The 16,254-nt window shown below is 71.4% G+C and carries 8 protein-coding genes and 1 pseudogene; 3 read left to right on the forward strand and 6 right to left on the reverse strand.

Features of this window, described 5'->3' with window-relative positions:
- Nucleotides 1-264: 264 nt before the first annotated feature.
- Nucleotides 265-966, forward strand: coding sequence for a hypothetical protein (locus HCC78_RS19190; RefSeq protein ID WP_172330404.1), 702 nt, complete (start codon nt 265-267; stop codon nt 964-966).
- Nucleotides 967-2,046: 1,080 nt separating this feature from the next.
- Here the strand turns inward: HCC78_RS19190 and HCC78_RS19195 are convergent.
- Nucleotides 2,047-2,727, reverse strand: coding sequence for an aspartate/glutamate racemase family protein (locus HCC78_RS19195; RefSeq protein WP_172330405.1), 681 nt, complete (start codon nt 2,725-2,727; stop codon nt 2,047-2,049).
- Between the two features lie 1,470 nt (nt 2,728-4,197).
- Nucleotides 4,198-5,034, reverse strand: a complete 837-nt coding sequence (locus tag HCC78_RS19200) for a MurR/RpiR family transcriptional regulator (protein WP_172330406.1) — start codon at nt 5,032-5,034, stop codon at nt 4,198-4,200.
- Between the two features lie 214 nt (nt 5,035-5,248).
- Here HCC78_RS19200 and HCC78_RS34900 point away from each other — a divergent pair.
- Both HCC78_RS34900 and yghX read left to right on the forward strand, forming a co-directional pair.
- Nucleotides 5,249-5,572 (forward strand): annotated as a pseudogene (locus HCC78_RS34900) (flavin reductase); the annotation flags it as partial.
- Between the two features lie 325 nt (nt 5,573-5,897).
- Nucleotides 5,898-6,815, forward strand: a complete 918-nt coding sequence (gene yghX, locus HCC78_RS19210; protein WP_172330447.1) for a YghX family hydrolase — start codon at nt 5,898-5,900, stop codon at nt 6,813-6,815.
- Nucleotides 6,816-6,845: 30 nt separating this feature from the next.
- Here the strand turns inward: yghX and HCC78_RS19215 are convergent, their stop codons facing one another.
- The 4 genes from HCC78_RS19215 to HCC78_RS34605 form a co-directional block, all read right to left on the reverse strand.
- Nucleotides 6,846-9,914, reverse strand: a complete 3,069-nt coding sequence (locus tag HCC78_RS19215) for an efflux RND transporter permease subunit (RefSeq protein WP_172330407.1) — start codon at nt 9,912-9,914, stop codon at nt 6,846-6,848.
- On the reverse strand, nt 9,911-10,993 hold the full coding sequence (locus HCC78_RS19220) for an efflux RND transporter periplasmic adaptor subunit (protein WP_172330408.1): 1,083 nt from the start codon (nt 10,991-10,993) through the stop codon (nt 9,911-9,913). Before HCC78_RS19220 ends, HCC78_RS19215 begins: the two co-directional genes overlap by 4 nt.
- An 800-nt stretch (nt 10,994-11,793) precedes the next feature.
- Nucleotides 11,794-12,348, reverse strand: a complete 555-nt coding sequence (locus tag HCC78_RS19225; protein WP_172330409.1) for a hypothetical protein — start codon at nt 12,346-12,348, stop codon at nt 11,794-11,796.
- 74 nt (nt 12,349-12,422) lie between these two features.
- The gene (locus HCC78_RS34605) at nt 12,423-15,851 is read right to left on the reverse strand and encodes a choice-of-anchor L domain-containing protein (protein ID WP_216671228.1); all 3,429 of its coding nucleotides are present in this window, start codon (nt 15,849-15,851) and stop codon (nt 12,423-12,425) included.
- Nucleotides 15,852-16,254: the final 403 nt, after the last annotated feature.

Here is a 16,254-nt window from a genome sequence, read left to right on the forward strand (position 1 = left end):
AAATGCTCGAAGAACCGCCATTCCTCGTTGGTCATCAGATTCCGCGCCAAGATCACCTCCGTCGCAACGGCGATCTTGAATCACGGAGGCGACCGGCTGTGAATCCCTTTTGTCAACAGGGCCTAGCGATAATGCTCTGGCGGAGTCCGCCGCGCTCGGCGGTCATAGCAGGAAGGCGGCGGCGATCCTGGGAGACATGCGCTCGGCCATTGGCCGGGTCGGGCGGTCCGGCGGAAGGCCCCGAAGCGCGGAACGCGCCGGGGCATGCATGCAGCGGTCGGGCGGACGGATAGGACGAACCGCCTCCGCTCCGGATCGCCTGAAAATCGCGGAGCTCGCGGATGGGTCCGCCGCCGAAGGGGGGGGTACACCGCACGGCAACCTGAGAAGAGCCGGGCCCGCACCCGAAGACCATTTTCCGCCGACGCGCCCCGGCCCGCGGCACCCGCGAAGGCGGCTACCGTCCCGGAGCGCGCGAACTGGCTGTCCCATGACGAGCCCTTCGGCATCGTCGTCACCCGTGCCCTGCCCGCAGCCTCCAACCTGCCGCTGCACCGGATCGTTGCGCCGCTGGCAGACCGCGGGACGTCCATCCGCACCGGATCCAGCCATTGCCCTGCGTTGCGTGTCCACGGCCTGAACCGCCGCCGCGAGCGCGCGCTCTTCGGGGCGATGGGACCGCGCCAAGACTGGACGTGGCGTATCGTCTGGCTGCCGGGACAGACCACGGACCGGGGTTTCCGCCTCTACGGGATCACCGACATCGGCAGCAGGAAGATCGTCGGCTGGGCGGGCCGGCACGCGAAACCCGTCGAAAATTCGGCGTCCCAGTTCGAACGCACCCTCCGGCGGCGGCATGCGTCGCGAATGCGTTGTCCGGCCCATCGGCAAGGGCAGTCCCATGAGAGCGGCAATGAAGGGGCCCTGCGTCTCGGCGTCCTTCAGCCGCCCGCGGACGAAAAATGAATGTGAACATATCGATGCTGCCTGGCGGACTGACCCATGCAACGGTTGACCCAGCGTCCTCGGATTGACTTGTCGGCCGTCAGGTTGCTCCGGCGCACCGCGCGAGATGTGACTTCATGGGAGCCTGACGGTCAATGTGCGCTCGCAGTTCCGTCCTCTCCGAGCGGTGCCCGGAGCATTCAGAAAAGGGAGACATCATGGATCCTGTGACAATCGGTCTTGATACGGGCAAAGCCAGCCATGTCGCCGTCGCGATCGACATGCGCGGAGTCCGCCTCGGCGAGGTCACGGTGCCCGCGACGCCGCAAGCCTGCCGCGACTTCGAAGCCTGGGCGGCGGGTCTTGGCCCGGCGGCGGCCTTTGGAATCGACTGGACTGGCTCCTACGGCGCGGGGCTGTCGCGCGGGGCTGCAGGCAGAGGGATACCTCGTTGTCGATGTCATGCGCCCCAACCGCCAGCTGCGCTATCGCCATGGCAAATCCGGCAGCCAGTCCCTATCCCGAAGCGCTGTTCCGCTCCTCCAAGCACCGCTCCTGCCGGAAGCCGCGCGGCAGGCCCGAACGCGCGCGGCGCCCGACGGCAATCGGTTCCGTCCGGCCGAACCAGCAACATCCGGACGACCCGGCCCGGGATCATGGAGCCACGGAAGAGCGAAGCACAAGCGCGGCCGGCGGCCCATGGCCAGGGCGGAAGACTGCGCTGCCCCAAGAGAGACGCCAGCGAACACCCGATTGGACAGCGCGGCCCGGTCGGCCAAAGCGTCCAAGTCGCTCTACCGCTGCTGCGCACGGACCGGCGGCGCCGCGACGGCGCGCGACGGGCGCCCGCTGGCGGTCTTGCACGCGGTCCTTGCCGACAGGATCATGCCCGCCAGTCATGAAGTTGGATTGGCGGCGCGAAGCCCCGCGCGCCTCTGCGCAACCGGCCTTCGGCGGTCCGCCATCCCGTGCGGCCGACCTCGCGGACATATGCGAGAGCGCTCGGCCTGCTAAAGCGTTCCGCAACGATGCCCCAGCCGGCCGTCATCCGCGGCACGTGCCGTGTTCGGGCAGCTTGCCTGTGGCCCGGACCGGACAGCCTCAGAGCACGCGGCCGCGGTCGCCGGAGGTCGCCCCCGCCATCAGCGCCGCCAGACGCCGTGTCCCGGCAGCGACCGGTTCGATCACCGGCAGCGGGCAGCTGGCGGCCACCGCCGGGACAGCCGAGGCCAGCGGACCGCCGCCGACCAGCACCGCCTGCGCCCCTTCCCGCGCGCAGTCCCGTGCCAGCGCCGCCAGGGCCTCGGCCATGCGCGCGGGAGACGACATCGTCTCGGCCACATCCCCGGCGGAGATGCGCAGCGAGACCAGCTGCCCCTCATGGCCGTAGGCCCGGACCTTGCCGAGAATTGACCCGCGCAGCGCCGGCGTCGTCGTGATGATCGAGAAGCGCCCGTGCCGTGCCGCCTCTGCCATGCCCGCCTCGGCGAGCCCAGTGACCGGGATGCATGCGCGGGCCCGCAGGCGCCCAAGGCCCGGATCGCCGAAGGCCGCGACCAGGAGGCCCGCGGCCCCGTCCGCAGCCAGGCTGCGTCCCACGGCCACGACCTGCCCGCCCGCCTCGGCCAGCGCCTTCTCCTCGGTGATCACCGGCGGTCCCAGCGCCATGGTATGGCCCTCGACGCGGATGCCTGGGGGCACGTTCGCCGCGGCGATGGCAGCCATCATCGCTGTGGTCGCCGCATTCGTGTTCGGGTTCAGGAGGGCAAGGCGCAGGGTCATGCCGCCGCCTCCGGCGGGACCGAGGCCGCTGCGTTGCGGCGCATGACCGGGACATTCCCGGCGCTCCGCCTCGCGGTGACCGCCGGCTGCGCCCTTGCGCCGCCTGCCATCCGCCTTCCCGCCAGTTCGACGCCTTTGGCCCGGCCCCTGGACTGCATGGCCAACACGGAGACGGAGAGACCTCCGCCACGACTTCCGCGTCCGTCTGCCAGCGCACGCCGGTCAAGCGGGGACTGAAGGGACCGGGACCGGATGCGCCGGAGACCCCGGGCCTGTCCGCTTGGCGGACACGCCCTGCCGCCGGGCGGGAAGTCCGGGCTTGGCGCCATGAGTCGGCCGACGGACCAGGCAGCCGGCCCAAAGTCCGCAGGCAGGTCTCCGGCCTTGCCCTCGGCCTGTTGGCGGCACAGCGGCACGCCCCGGCAAGGCACCGCCTCGGGGGAGCGCGCCGGGAGAGGCCGCGCGCTCTGCTTCTGGCCGCGGCCAAGGCAGGCCTGCCGGGCAAAAGCCGATGCGCTTTGCCCCGGGCCGGATTGTGTCTCTCCCATCGCCTCCGGGCCGATCGATTGCCGCGCATGACGCGCGCCTTGAGCTTTTGCCGTCTCCCGGCACTTGCAGCAGACCGGGACGGGCCGCAGCGCCCGATATGGTTCCGGTCCGGCGAGACAGAACGCCGGGAAAGCAGTGGCAGCCGGTGCGGCAAAACGGAACCAAGCCTTGCCGCGACGGCGCCGCGGTCCCGTGCCACGGGCTAGCCTTGGCAGGAAGGGCAGGACATCGCTACGGGGCCGGACTGCCGGAGACAACGCATTTGCCTTCCCCGCATTCGTCGTCGGTGGCCGCGGCGCAGCGCCTGCGCGCCGCGCCACTCGGAACGGGATGGCGCAGAAGACCGTCCTGGAACGGGGCGGCGCAGACCGAAGGCTCCGCCCGGCGGGTTCGGGCATGCGCATCCCCCGAGCTGCGACGGAAGGCGCGGACGGCCTGCCGCCTGTCCCCAGCGGCCCGTCGGCTAACGCACCAAGTCCGGGCGAGCCATTCCCGCTGCGAATTCCGCCAAGGATGCAGCCGATGCGGCCATGGGCATTCGGCATAGGCCACATGGCCCCATGACCGTTGCCGCGAGGGGATGGATGCAGGCCGCACGTCCTGCGGGCAGGTCCCGCCACCGCCCGGAGGACAGCCAAGTCGCCGGGCTGAGGCCGCTTGGCTGCGGCATGGCCGGCGCGCGGGCGGGAATGTCGCTTTCCCGGAACGAAGGCCGCCGGCCACCGGCATCGGCCGGCATCAGGGACGGAAAATGCCGGACCGTTTGGACAGCGGCGCGGCGCGGAAGCGGGACTGGCGATTGCGTAGCTCCGGCGGGCAAAGATTTGTCGTCGCTGAATGAAATCATGATTTCACGGAAAGCAAAAACGGAAAATGTCTTCCTGCGCCGGTTCTTCCGCGGCCCGCCAGCCGCCGGACCGGTCAGAGCTCGCCCAGATCCCGGTGCAGTTCCTCGATCACCGATTGGTGGCGCCGCCCCTCCAGCCCCGAAAGCTGGAGAATCCGCGTCGCGAGGACCTGCATCAGCAGCATGGCCGAGACGTGGCTGTAGAGCGGTCCCGGCGCGAGCGTGGCGCATTGCATGTGCCAGTCCAGGTCGTCGCGCCGCTCCGCGCCCTCGTCGGAGACATAGGCGACCTTCGCCCCGCGCCCCTTCAGCGCCTCGATCAGCGCGGGCAGCCCCTGCGGGCGGCGCGCCATGCCGAACACGATCACGCAGTCCTCCGGCTCGATGGCGGCGACATGTTCGGCCATGGTCTGGCCGCCCGCCGGGATCACCGCCGCCTGCGGGCAGACCTGGTAGATCTGCCAGTGCAGGTAGCTGGCCATGGCCTGGCTGCTGCGGAAACCGGCGATCCAGACCCGCCGCGCCGCCAGCACCGCCGCGGCGAGGGTCTCGATCTCGGCAGCGGGCAGGGTCAGGAAGGTCTGGCCGAGATTGGTCTCGGCCTGGCGCAGATGGGTGCGCAGCATCTCCTCCGGACTGTCCTCGCCGGCCGCCACCATGTAGAGCGCGGCACCGGTCCGCTTCGCGGTGCGGACATGGCGGCGCGCCTCCTCGTAGTTGGCGTAGCCGATCCGCTTGATGAAGCGCGACACGGTGGGCGCCGAGACATTGGCCAGCGCCGCCAGCTCCTGGCCGGTATAGGCGGCCAGCTCGCCGGGAAAGTTCAGCAGGAACACCGCCAGCCGCCGCTCCGCCGGGTGCAGCCCGTCAAGGCTGTTGCGGACGCGGTCGAGGAAGGTCGGTTCGGACATGGGCAGGCTCCTGGCTGTCCCGAGACATCCTGCTTTCGCGCGCGGTGTCAATCTCCGCCCGGCGGCGCGGACAATCGGTCCGCTTGGCGGTCCCGCCGGACGGCGCCACGCTGGGGCCGGCATCCGCCGCCGGCGGAGACCCGCATGATCCGGCTTCCGCCCGGCCTGCTGCCGCGGACATCCCGCCGCCCGCCTGGAGGAGCGCAGGAAAGCGGTGTCCTTCGATGTCGGCGCGCTCGGGCCGCGCGAGCGCTGCAGGCTGCCGATCGGCACCGTCACCCCGCGCCCGATCGCGCTGGTGAACACGCTTCCGGCGGGCGGGCGGGCCAATGCCGGGGCGTTCGGCTTCTTCGGCATCCTGACCCACGATCCGGCGATCATGGCGGTGGGGATCGCGTGCAAGCCCGGCGGCGCGCCCTGGGATACCGGGCGCAACATCCTCAAAACCGGCGAATGCACCATCCAAATCGCCGACCATGCCAGGGTCGTCGAGCTGGAGATCTGCTCGGTCAAGGACCCGCCCGAGGAGCACGGATCGGAGATGGCCGGTGCAGTCGCCGGAAGCCAGCCCGGCCCGCGTCAACGCCCTGGATCAGGTGTGGCGGATGTTCCTTCGCGAAGCGCTGCCCGATCCCCGGACGCAGCATGCCGACCAGATCGCCTTCGGCGCCACCGGACGGCGCGGCGGCCATCTCCATTCCCGCCAGCTCGGCCAGTTCGGGCGCGTCGCCCACGGGCCGGAAAGCTTGGCTGCAGGCGGAGCGGAAGGCGGAAGCTGGGCGGCGGACTGTCGGAACGGCGGCATCGTGCTACCTTTGCCACGGCGGCGCCGGAGAGCGGCCGCATCAAGAGGGAGCCCGATGATGAGCAAAGACGCCCAGACGCGCCGGATGACCGCGGCCGATTTCGACCAGAACCTGCTCGATCTCTACGACTACTACGCCCATGGCCGGATCACGAAGCGCGAGTTCCTCGACCGCGCCGGGCGATATGCCGTGGGCGGCGTCACCGCGCTGGCGCTGCTGGAGATGCTGAGCCCGGATTACGCGCTGGCCGAGCAGGTCAGCTTCAACGACCCCGGCATCTTCGCGGAATACGTCGCCTATCAGAGCCCCGCCGGCAATGGCGAGGTGCGCGGCTACCTGGCCAAGCCCGCGCAGGACGGCACCCCGGCCGAGGGGCCCCTGCCCGCCGTGCTGGTGGTGCACGAGAACCGCGGCCTCAACCCCTATATCGAGGACGTGGCGCGGCGGCTGGCCAAGGCGGGCTACATGGCGCTTGCGCCTGACGGGCTGACATCGGTCGGCGGCTATCCGGGCAACGATGCCGAGGGGCGGGAGCTGCAGCGCACCGTCGATCCGGAGAAGCTGATGAACGACTTCTTCGCCGGGTTCGAGCACCTGATGGCCCGGCCAGACAGCACCGGCAAGGTCGGCTGCGTCGGCTTCTGCTACGGCGGCGGGGTCTGCAACGCGCTGGCCGTCGCCTATCCCGAGCTCTCCGCCTCGGTGCCCTATTACGGGCGGCAGGCGGCGGCAGCCGACGTGGCGCGGATCGAGGCGCCGCTGCTGCTGCACTATGCCGAGCTCGACACCCGCATCAACGAGGGCTGGCCGGATTACGAGGCGGCGCTGAAGGCGCAGGGCAAGACCTACGAGGCGCATGTCTATCCCGGCGTGAACCACGGCTTCCACAATGACAGCACCCCGCGCTACGACGCCGAGGCCGCGGAGCTGAGCTGGCAGCGCACGCTGGACTGGTTCGGGCAGCACCTGGCCTGAGGCGGCCGGCGCCCCGGCCCGCCGCGCCGGTCACTCGGCCGGCTGCGGCGCGGCCTGCGCGGTGCGCCTGGGCAGGATGCCTTCGACGAGGACATAGACGACCGGCGTCACGAACAGCGTCAGCACGAAGGCCGCGCTCAGGCCGCCCGCGATCACCGTGCCGATGGCCACCCGCGCCTCGGCACCGGCGCCGGAGGCGGTGGCCAGGGGCACCGCGCCCAGCACCGTGGCGATGGTCGTCATGGCCACGGGACGCAGCCGGGTGACGGCGCCCTCGACCGCCGCATCGCGCAGCGCGCGGCCCTCCTCGCGCAGCTGGTTGGCGAACTCGACCATCAGGATGCCGTTCTTGGCCATCAGCCCGACCAGCAGCACCAGCCCGACCTGGCTGAAGATGTTGACCGTCTGCCCCGCGAGCCAGAGCGACAGCACGGCGCCCGCAAGGCCCAGCGGCACGGTCAGCAGGATCACCAGCGGCGTGCGGAAGCTCTCGAACTGCGCCGCGAGGACGAGGAAGACGATGGCCAGCGCCAGGCCGAAGACCGTCGCCATGCCGCCCGAGGATTTCAGGAAATTCGCCGCCTGCCCCTTCCAGGCCAGCGCCGCTCCGGCGGGCAGCCCGGCCACCATCCCCTGCACCCGGTCCATAACCTCGGCCAGATCGGCCCCGGCGGCCAGATCGGCCTCCATCGGCACCGAATGCACCCGGTCGTAGCGGTTGATCGCGGGGACGTTCGCGGTTTCCTCGATGGTGGCGAAGGCGGAAAGCGGGATCAGGTCGCCACGGCTGTTGCGCAGCAGGATCGACATCAGGTCGGCCGGGTTGTCGCGGTCCTCGGGCGCGGCCTGCAGGATCACCGGATACTGCCGCCCGTCAGCGGAATATTCGCCCACCGTCCGCGAGGCGACCAGCATCTGCAGCGCCGAGGACACCGCCTGCGCGTCGAAGCCCAGATCCTGCGCCCGCAGCCGGTCCACCGAAATCGTCGCGCCCGGCTGGTTGGCGGCATGGCCGATCTCCACCCCCGACAGCGCCGGATCGGCCTCCAGCAGCGGCTGCAGGTCCTCCGCCCAGGCGGCGGCGCGGTCGATGTCCGGCGCGCCCAGCATGAATTGCAGCCCGCCGCGGCCGCCGCCGATCCCCAGCCCGGAAGAGGGCCGCATCGAGGTCTGCGCCCCGGCGATCCGCGACAGCGGCCCGCGCAGCCCGTCCATCACCTCGCGCACGCTCTGGCCGCGCTCTTCCCAGGGGACGAGGTTGACGAAGATCATCGCCCGCCGCAGATCGCCCCAGAGCCCGACGATCGAGGTGACCGTGGCGACGGTCCCGGCCTCGCGCAGCGGTGCCAGCAGCGCCTCGGCCTCGCGCGCGGCGGCATCGGTGGCCGCCAGGCTGGAGCCCTGCGGCGCGGTGACGAAGATGCGGAACTGGCCGCGGTCCTCTTCCGGCGTGACCTCCTGCGGCAGCGACTGGTAGAGCGCGAAGCTGGCCGCCACGGCCGCCACGGCCAGGGCCAGCACCAGTTCCGGCAGGCGCAGCGCGGCGCCCAGCCCGGCGCGGTAGCCGCGCTCCAGCCCGGCCATGGCGCGGTCGACGGTCCGGGTCAGCAGGCCGGGACGGTCCTGCTCCGGCATCAGCCGCGCCGCCAGCACGGGCGAAAGGGTCAGCGCGACGAAGCCCGAGACGGTCACCGCGACCGCCAGCACGATGCCGAACTCGGCGAAGAGCTGGCCGATCTCGCCTTCCATGAAGCTGACCGGCAGGAAGACCGCGACCAGCACGGCGGTGGTGGCGATGACCGCGAAATTCACCTGGTTGGCGCCCCTGCGCGCCGCTTCGGCCGGGCTTTCGCCCATCCGCCGGTGGCGCTGGATGTTCTCCAGCACGACGATGGCGTCGTCCACGACCAGGCCGATGGCGAGGATCATCGCGAAGAGCGTCAGGATGTTGACCGAAAAGCCGAGCAGCCCCATCGCGACCGCCGCGCCGAGGATCGACACCGGAATCGTCACCGCCGGGACCAGCGACAGCCGCGCCGAGCCGAGGAACAGGAAGATCACCGCCGTCACCAGCAGCACCGCCTCGGCGAAGACCTGCGCGACCTCGTGCAGCGCGGTCTCGATGAACTGCGCCTCGTCGGTGGTGATGGCGATCTCCATCCCCGGCGGCAGAGCCGGGCGCATCCGCTCCAGCTCGGCGCGCACCTCCCTGGCGATGGCCACGGTATTGGCCTGGGCCTGCGGCTGGATGCCGAGGCCCAGGCCGGTGACGCCGCCGGAGCGGAAGAAGCTGTCCGCCGAGGACGGCCCGGCCTCGATCCGCGCGACATCGCCCAGCCGCAGCGGCCGCGCGCCGTCATCGCGGATCTGCAGCGCCGCGAATTCCCCGGCCGAGCCCATGCGGGTGCGCGCCAGCAGCTGGATCTGCCGCGCGCCGGTCTCGATCTCGCCCGCGGGCAGCTCGACATTGTTCGCCTGCAGCGCCGAGGCGATGTCGCCGGTGGTCACCCCGTGCGAGGCCATCAGCCCGGCATCGAGCCAGATCCGCATGGCCGGCGCGCGCTCGCCGAAGATCGCCGCATTGGCGACGCCCGGCAGCCGCGCCAGCCGGTCGGTGATGTAGCGGTCGGCATAGTCCGACAGCTCCAGCGGCGTCATGCCGGGCGAGGACAGCGACAGCCGCAGCACCGGGTCGCCCTGGTCGTCGTTCTTGCGCACGACCGGCGGATCGGCCCCGTCGGGAAGGTCGCGCGCCGCGCGGTCGACGGCGGTCCGCACGTCATTCGCAGCCGCTTCGATGTCGCGCGAGGCGGAAAAGGTCAGCACGGTGCGCGCCCGGCCCCGCTGGCTGCGGGTCTCCATGCTCTCCAGCCCGGGAATGCCTGCCAGCGCGCCCTCCATCACGCTGGCCACCTGCGCATCGACCACGTCCGGCGCGGCGCCGGAGTACTTGGTTACCACCGTGATCCGGGCGGCATCCACCTGCGGCAGCTCGCGAACCGGCAGCCGCGACAGCGCCATCGCGCCGATCAGCACGATCAGCAGATTGGCCACCGTGGCCAGCACCGGACGGCGGATCGACAGGTCGGGCAGGCTCATGGCGCCGCTCCGGCGGCGGCAAGCGGCAGGACCTCGACCGCGGTGCCGTCGGAGATGCGGTGGAGGTTGGTGACGATCACCTGCGCGCCGTCGGGCAGCCCGCCGCCGATCTCCACCATGCCCGCGTCCTGCGCACCGGTGGCGACCTCAACCCGCCGCGCCGTGCCGTTCTCCGCCAGGTGGACGAAGCTCTGCGCGCCGGAGACCTGAAGCGCGCGTTCCGGCACCGCCTGGGCGCTGCGTTCCGACAGCAGCAGCGAGACCCGCAGGAACATGCCCGGCCGCAGCCGCCCGTCGCCGTTCGGCACCTCCGCCCGGAGCGCGAGCGAGCGCGTCGCAGGGTCGACCCGCGTGTCCATCGCCGCGAGGCGGCCGCGGAATTCCGTGCCGGGCCAGGCAGGCGAGGCCAGCGTCACCGCCTGGCCGGGGGCAAGCCGCGACAGGAAGCGTTCCGGCACGCTGAAGGCGACTTCGATGGTTCCGAGATCGTCGAGCGTCGCCACTTCGGTGCCGCTATCGACCATCTGGCCACGCGACAGGCCGGTCAGCCCGACCACCCCGGCAAAGGGCGCCGGCAGGCTGCGGTCGCGCAGCTCGGCCAAGGCCATGTCGCGGGCCGCCTCGGCGCGCAGCTGCGCCGCCCGCGCGGTGTCCAGCGCCGCCTCGGAGGAACTGCCGGAGCGTTCGAGCCGCACCTGCCGGTCCAAGGCGGCCTCCGCCTCGGCCAGCGTCGCCTCGGCCGAGGCGAGGGCGGCGCGCTCCACGTCGTCCTCGAGCCGCAGAAGCACCGCGCCCGCCTCGACCTTGTCGCCCGCGGCGAACCCGATCTCGGTGACCCGCCCTGAGGCGGAGGGCTGAAGCACCACCGACTGGCGCGCCCGCGTGGTGCCGACGGCCTCGACCGTGTCGGCGAAGCGCATGGACGCCACCGGCACGGTCTCGACGGCGACGGCGACGGGCGCCCGGCCGGACCCGGCGCCTCCGGCGGGCACCGCGGCGGAGAGCCTGTCATCGGTCAGCAGGAAACCGGCCGCGCCCGCCGCGCCGACGAGACAGAGGCCGAGGAGGATCCGGGGCAAGGACAAGGCTGCGATTCCCTTTCCGGCCCGTGGCGGGCCGAGGCTGATGACGTCCGGCCAATGATGCCGGTCATTGCCGCGCCGCGGCAATGACATTCTCGTGTCCGGGCCCGCAAAACCGCCGCGCGGCAGCCTGCCGTCCGCCGCCGCCGCAGGTCCCCTGCCAAGCAGCTCGATCCCCGGCTGCGGCGCCCCGGAACACCGGCGCATCTTGTTTCTGCAGATCGATTTCCTGCGGAAGGGCACTGCGTAGCGGGACATGGACGCGGCTGGCGGTCTGCCGTTCCGGACGGGCGGCCTTGCGCCCTTGCCCCCGGTCCGTCGCACCGCCGCCCTGTCGGCCGAAAGCGGCGGCGGTTCTTCCGCCCGCCTCTGCGACTGCCCCCGCACCGGTTCGGGATGGCGGCAACCGGCCCCCCGCTGCCCGGACGGATCGGATGCAGGCGCACCGCCTTGCCCAGCCCCGGCATTCCGGCCGCCCGCGAGGAGCCGCTGTCCAGCACAGGACAGAGGTTGGTCCTCACCGAGCCCGCAACAACTGCCTGGCGAAGGGGACACCGCCGGGCGGGTCCGATGTCGGCGCCCCGGCCACCGGCCTCTGCTTCGCTTTGCCCGTTTGCGCTTCGGCAAGCGGGAGCCGTCCAGCGGTTCCGGAGGCCGTCGGCCGGCACGGCAGGAAAAGCCCAGGGATGCCGCTACCGCTGCGGATATGCTGCGGGACGCTGCATGCCCGTCCCGCAGCCGGCACACGCCCTGTCGCACCTCTGCACACCCGGCCAGGCGCCAGACTTGCCCTGCCGTCAGTCCGCCTCCGGATCGGGGATGTCGAGCAGGTCGTCGATGAAGACGGACACGAACTGGCCGCGGCCCGAATGTCCTGACTTGCCGTAGACCCGGGCGAGCTGGGCGCGCACCGTGCCGAGGGCCGTGCCGCGATGCGCCGCGATCTCCGCCGGGTCGAAGCCCTTGACCAGCAGGAGCGCGACGTCGCGCTCGGCCGGGGTCAGGTTCCAGGCGTCGCAGCGCTCGCGGAAGAGCGTGCCGAAAGCGCCCGAGAGGAACTGCCGCGACCGCTCGGCCGCCGCGGCCCGGCGCAGCGCCGCCCGCACTTCGCGGAAGGCGACCAGCGACCCCGCGACCAGCGCCAGTGCCGCGGCCAGCTCCACGTCGAGATGTGCGGTGAAGCCCGCCGCCGAGATGTCGCGCAGCACGTCTGACAGGAAGAAGGCGGCACAGCCCGCCTGCAGCAGGCCCACCGCGCCGATCAGGCCCAGCCGCCGGACAATTTCGCCGGGGCGCGCCGCCCAGCGGGGGCGGCGCCGCGAACGGACGGCAGTCTCTCGCCCTGCGGTCATCCCGGCTCTCCGGCTGCTGCCCCAATGGCTAGCCGGCCGCGATGCGCCGCGTCAACGCGCGCGCGGCTGCGGGATCAGGCGACGGCCAGCGGATCCGGCGTGACCACGACATCGAGCAGCGCTCCGCCGGGGCCGTAGAAATACTCCTTCGCCGCCCAGGACCAGGCATCATCCGGGTCGCTCATCAGCCCGTGGAACGGCAGGCCGCCGGCATAATCCAGAACGAAAATCCGGCCGTCGTCATAGACGACCGTCTCGGACTGGACCGTGCCCTGGGCGTCATGGCTGCGCAGCTGGATGGACCAGTCGAAGGCATCGGCCAAATCCGATTGCGCCACCTTCGAAACAACCCCGCCGGCATAGGCGAATTCGCGCAGCACGCCGTTGTCCAGTTCCAGGGTCCGCGCCGCGATCGTGCCGGACGCGTCCAAGGCGAAGCTCTGCGCCGACCAGACAAAGGCGTCCCCGGGATCGCTCCAGCTCTCGCTGCTGCGGATGCCGCCGCCATAGACCGTTTCGATCACGTGGCCGTCGTCGAAGACCCGCGTGCTGCCGGTCAGTGTGCCATCGGCAGCATACGTCCTGGACATGGTGTGCCAGACACTCAGTCCGCCGCCATCCGTGACCGTCTGGGCGATGCGGACCCCGTCCTGGAAGGTCTGATCGACAATCCGGCCGGCATCGTAGACGGTCACCCGCCCCGTCATCGCGCCCGAGCCGCCGTAGCTGGTCGAGATGCTCTGCCAGTTCTCGGTTTCGCCGCCGTCAGTGAGCACCTTGGACACCAGCGCGCCGTCCTGCCAGCCGATCTCCCGCACCCGCCCGTCATCATGGACGAAGACCCGGCCGACCCGGACATGGCCCGCGTCGAAGATGTCGAAGACGACGTCCCAGGCCTGCCCGCTGCTGTCATGCACGACCGGGCCCGTGGACAGCCCCTCGGGTCCCGCGACCTCGACGGTGACGGTGGCGCTGTCGGTCCCGCCGTTGCCGTCGCCGATCTGGTAGCCGAAGCTGTCGGTGCCGAACCAGCCCGGCAGCGGCGTATAGGCCACCTTGCCCGCGGCGATCTCCGCCGTCCCTGCCGCCGGGGCCGAGGCGATCGAGGACAGCACCGGCACGTCGCCGGGATCGGCATCGCCGTCATTGGCCAGGACGTCGATCAGGACGCTTGCATTCTCCGCCGTGGCCGCGAAGTCATCTGCCGCGACCGGCGGCGTGTTCGGCTTCGGCGCGACGATCATCACGATGGAGGCGGCCAGCCCCGCGCCCTCGGGATCGGAAACGACATAGCTGAACTCGACCGGACCCGCCGCCAGCGGGGTGAAGCTCCAGCTGCCGCCCGGAAGCTGCTGCAGCGTCCCCGGCTGGTCCGCCGCCAGCGCGGAGACCGACAGCGCGGCACCCTCGGGGTCGGCGAATCCGGCCAGCAGATCGGCCGCCGCGATCGTCCCGGCCGTACCCGCCCCGCCCGCCAGAATCCCGGAGGCACAGCCCTGCGGCGCCTGGTTGATATGGACGACCAGCCCGGCGATGCTGCCGACGGCGATCTCCTCCTGCACCGAGGCGAAATCGGCCCATTCGTTGTCGAGATCGTCCAGCGTGCCGCCATCCTCGACGATGCTGGCAATCGAGGCGCAGCGGTCCTCGATCTCGTTCAGCGGCTCGGGATATTTCCCGCCCGCATCCGGGACCGGGGCGATGCCCAGGATCGCACCCAGGTCACCGGCCGAGGCCAGGTCGAGCACGCCGCCCGCCTGCCAGGCATCGATCATCTTCACCGCAAGCCCCGCGCCGGTGTCGTCGTCGCCCAGCGAGGTCAGGATCGCCACCTGCAGCAGCCGCCCCAGCCATTCCAGAGCCTGAGCATCCCCGGGCGCGGCCAGAACGGCGGCCAGCGGATCCCAATGCAGCAGGCTGGAATCGCCGGGCAGCTGCAGCACCGTCTTGACCATCTGCTGCGCGGTGTTGGGGGTCATCCCCAGCTCGATCGCCCGCAGCACCAGCGTGGTCAGCGGCGACTCGACCGAGGCGCCCTGCGGCGCGGCGATCTGCAGGAGCGTGATCTTCAGATCCCCCGCCGCGCCCGCGGTAACCGTCTTGGCGTCGCTGGCCAGCGCCTCGGCCGCGCCCAGCCCGTCGGAATAGCTCGCCAGCACGCGCAGCTGCGCCCCGGCATCCTCACCGGTCACCGTGTAGGCCGCGCCCGTCTCCGCCAGCGCGTTCCAGCTCGCCCCGCCGTCGGTCGAGCGCTGCCAGACATAGGCGACCGCGCCGGGAATGCCATCGACATCGGACACCGCGGCGGTCAGCACCTGGCCCTCCGCCGCAATCCCCGACAGGGTGATCGCCCCGGGGGTGTTGGCCGCGCCGCCGCCCGGGTCGGCAGGCACCAGCCCGCCGGAGGTCAGCGCGAAGAGCCCGTCGGAAAACGCGGCCAGCTCGACATTCGACAGCGTGTCGGTGCCCTCCGCCGTCCCCGAGGCGACCGCGTAGCAGCTGCTGGCGGCGTCGTAGCCGATGGCGTAGCTGGCGCTGGCCCCGGCAAAGACCGCGGTGTCCTCGCCCGCGCCGCCCTCCAGCCAGTCGTCGTCCGCGCCTCCGGACAGGGCGTCGTTGCCCGAGCCGCCGTCGAGGCTGTCCTTGCCCGCGCCGCCCGACATGATGTCGTCGCCGCCCGCGCCATAGGCGGTGTCGTCGCCGCCCTTGAGGTCGAACACCTCCGACAGAGCGGTGCCGACGCAGAGATCGTCGCCCTCGGTCTCGGTTCCGGGCTGCTTGATCACCACGCCCGATCCGGGCAGCGTGCCCGCCGCCAGCCCCGACAGGATGATGCCGCTGTCAAGGATGTGGTCGCCGGTATCGGAAATGCCGATGGCGATCTCGTTGACCTGCCCCGGCAGGATCGGCGCGACGATGGTCAGCTTGTTCGACACGCCGTCATATTCGATCGGCAGGAGCCCGGTGCCGTTGTTGTTGCGGTAGTATCCGGCGGCAAGGTTCTGGCTGATGACGCTCAGCGGGTGTGCGGGGTGATGGCTGAAATAGGCGTAGTTCACGCCATTCACGTAGACCACCGCGCTGTCGACATACTGGTCCACCCACTCGGGGAATTCGTCCGAACCGAAGATCAGGTCGAAGCTGATCGAGGTCGCCGCGGGGTCGGTCACCTCGAACCGGAAGCTCAGCGTGCTGGCATCGTAGGAGACCGTCTTGAAGACCGGATTGATCACCGCGTCGATCAGCGGGCTGCCCGGCTGGCCGTTGTCCGCGCCGAAGGAGGTGGAGGTGTTCGCGGTTCCGGGCATCCGCCCCGAGGTCAGGATGATCCCCGCCCCGATGCCCAGCGGCGAGAGCGAGCCGTCGTAATAGCCGATGGCCGTTGGCGCGGAGGCCTGCAGCACGACCGATCCCGGCACGATCGTGATCCCCGGCGCTGCCGAAAGCAGCGCGGATGCGAGCGGGCCGGCCGACGCGCCGGAATGCTGGGTGAATGCGGGCATGTCTGTCTCCTGCTTGCGGCGGGCCTGCCCGGCCCCGCAAGCGGCCCGGCCATGCCCGCCCTGCGTCCCGGCGAAACACATTGTGCAATTGCCATGTCAATCCGGGCGACCGCCCCGCGGCAAGTTCCGCACCGCCCATGGCCGTAAGCGGATGATCCACGTCTGCCGGACGCGTCATAAGCCCGGGCTTATGCGTCCGGCGGCCCGGTCCGGCAGGGGCCCGGCGCCGACTCCCTCTCCTCGGCGCAGGCATTGCGCCATCCGCCAATGGGCGGCAGGATCCGGGCGCCCCGTCCCGCCTCCGGCGCGGCGCGATGGGGCATCGCCGACAAGCTGCCGGACCGGATGCCCCGCACCGTCCCAGCCCGAAGCCGGGGCGGCCGAACGCGCAGGAGGCGTTCGA

Source organism: Mangrovicoccus sp. HB161399 (assembly GCF_013184745.1).
Classification (GTDB): Bacteria; Pseudomonadota; Alphaproteobacteria; order Rhodobacterales; family Rhodobacteraceae; genus Mangrovicoccus.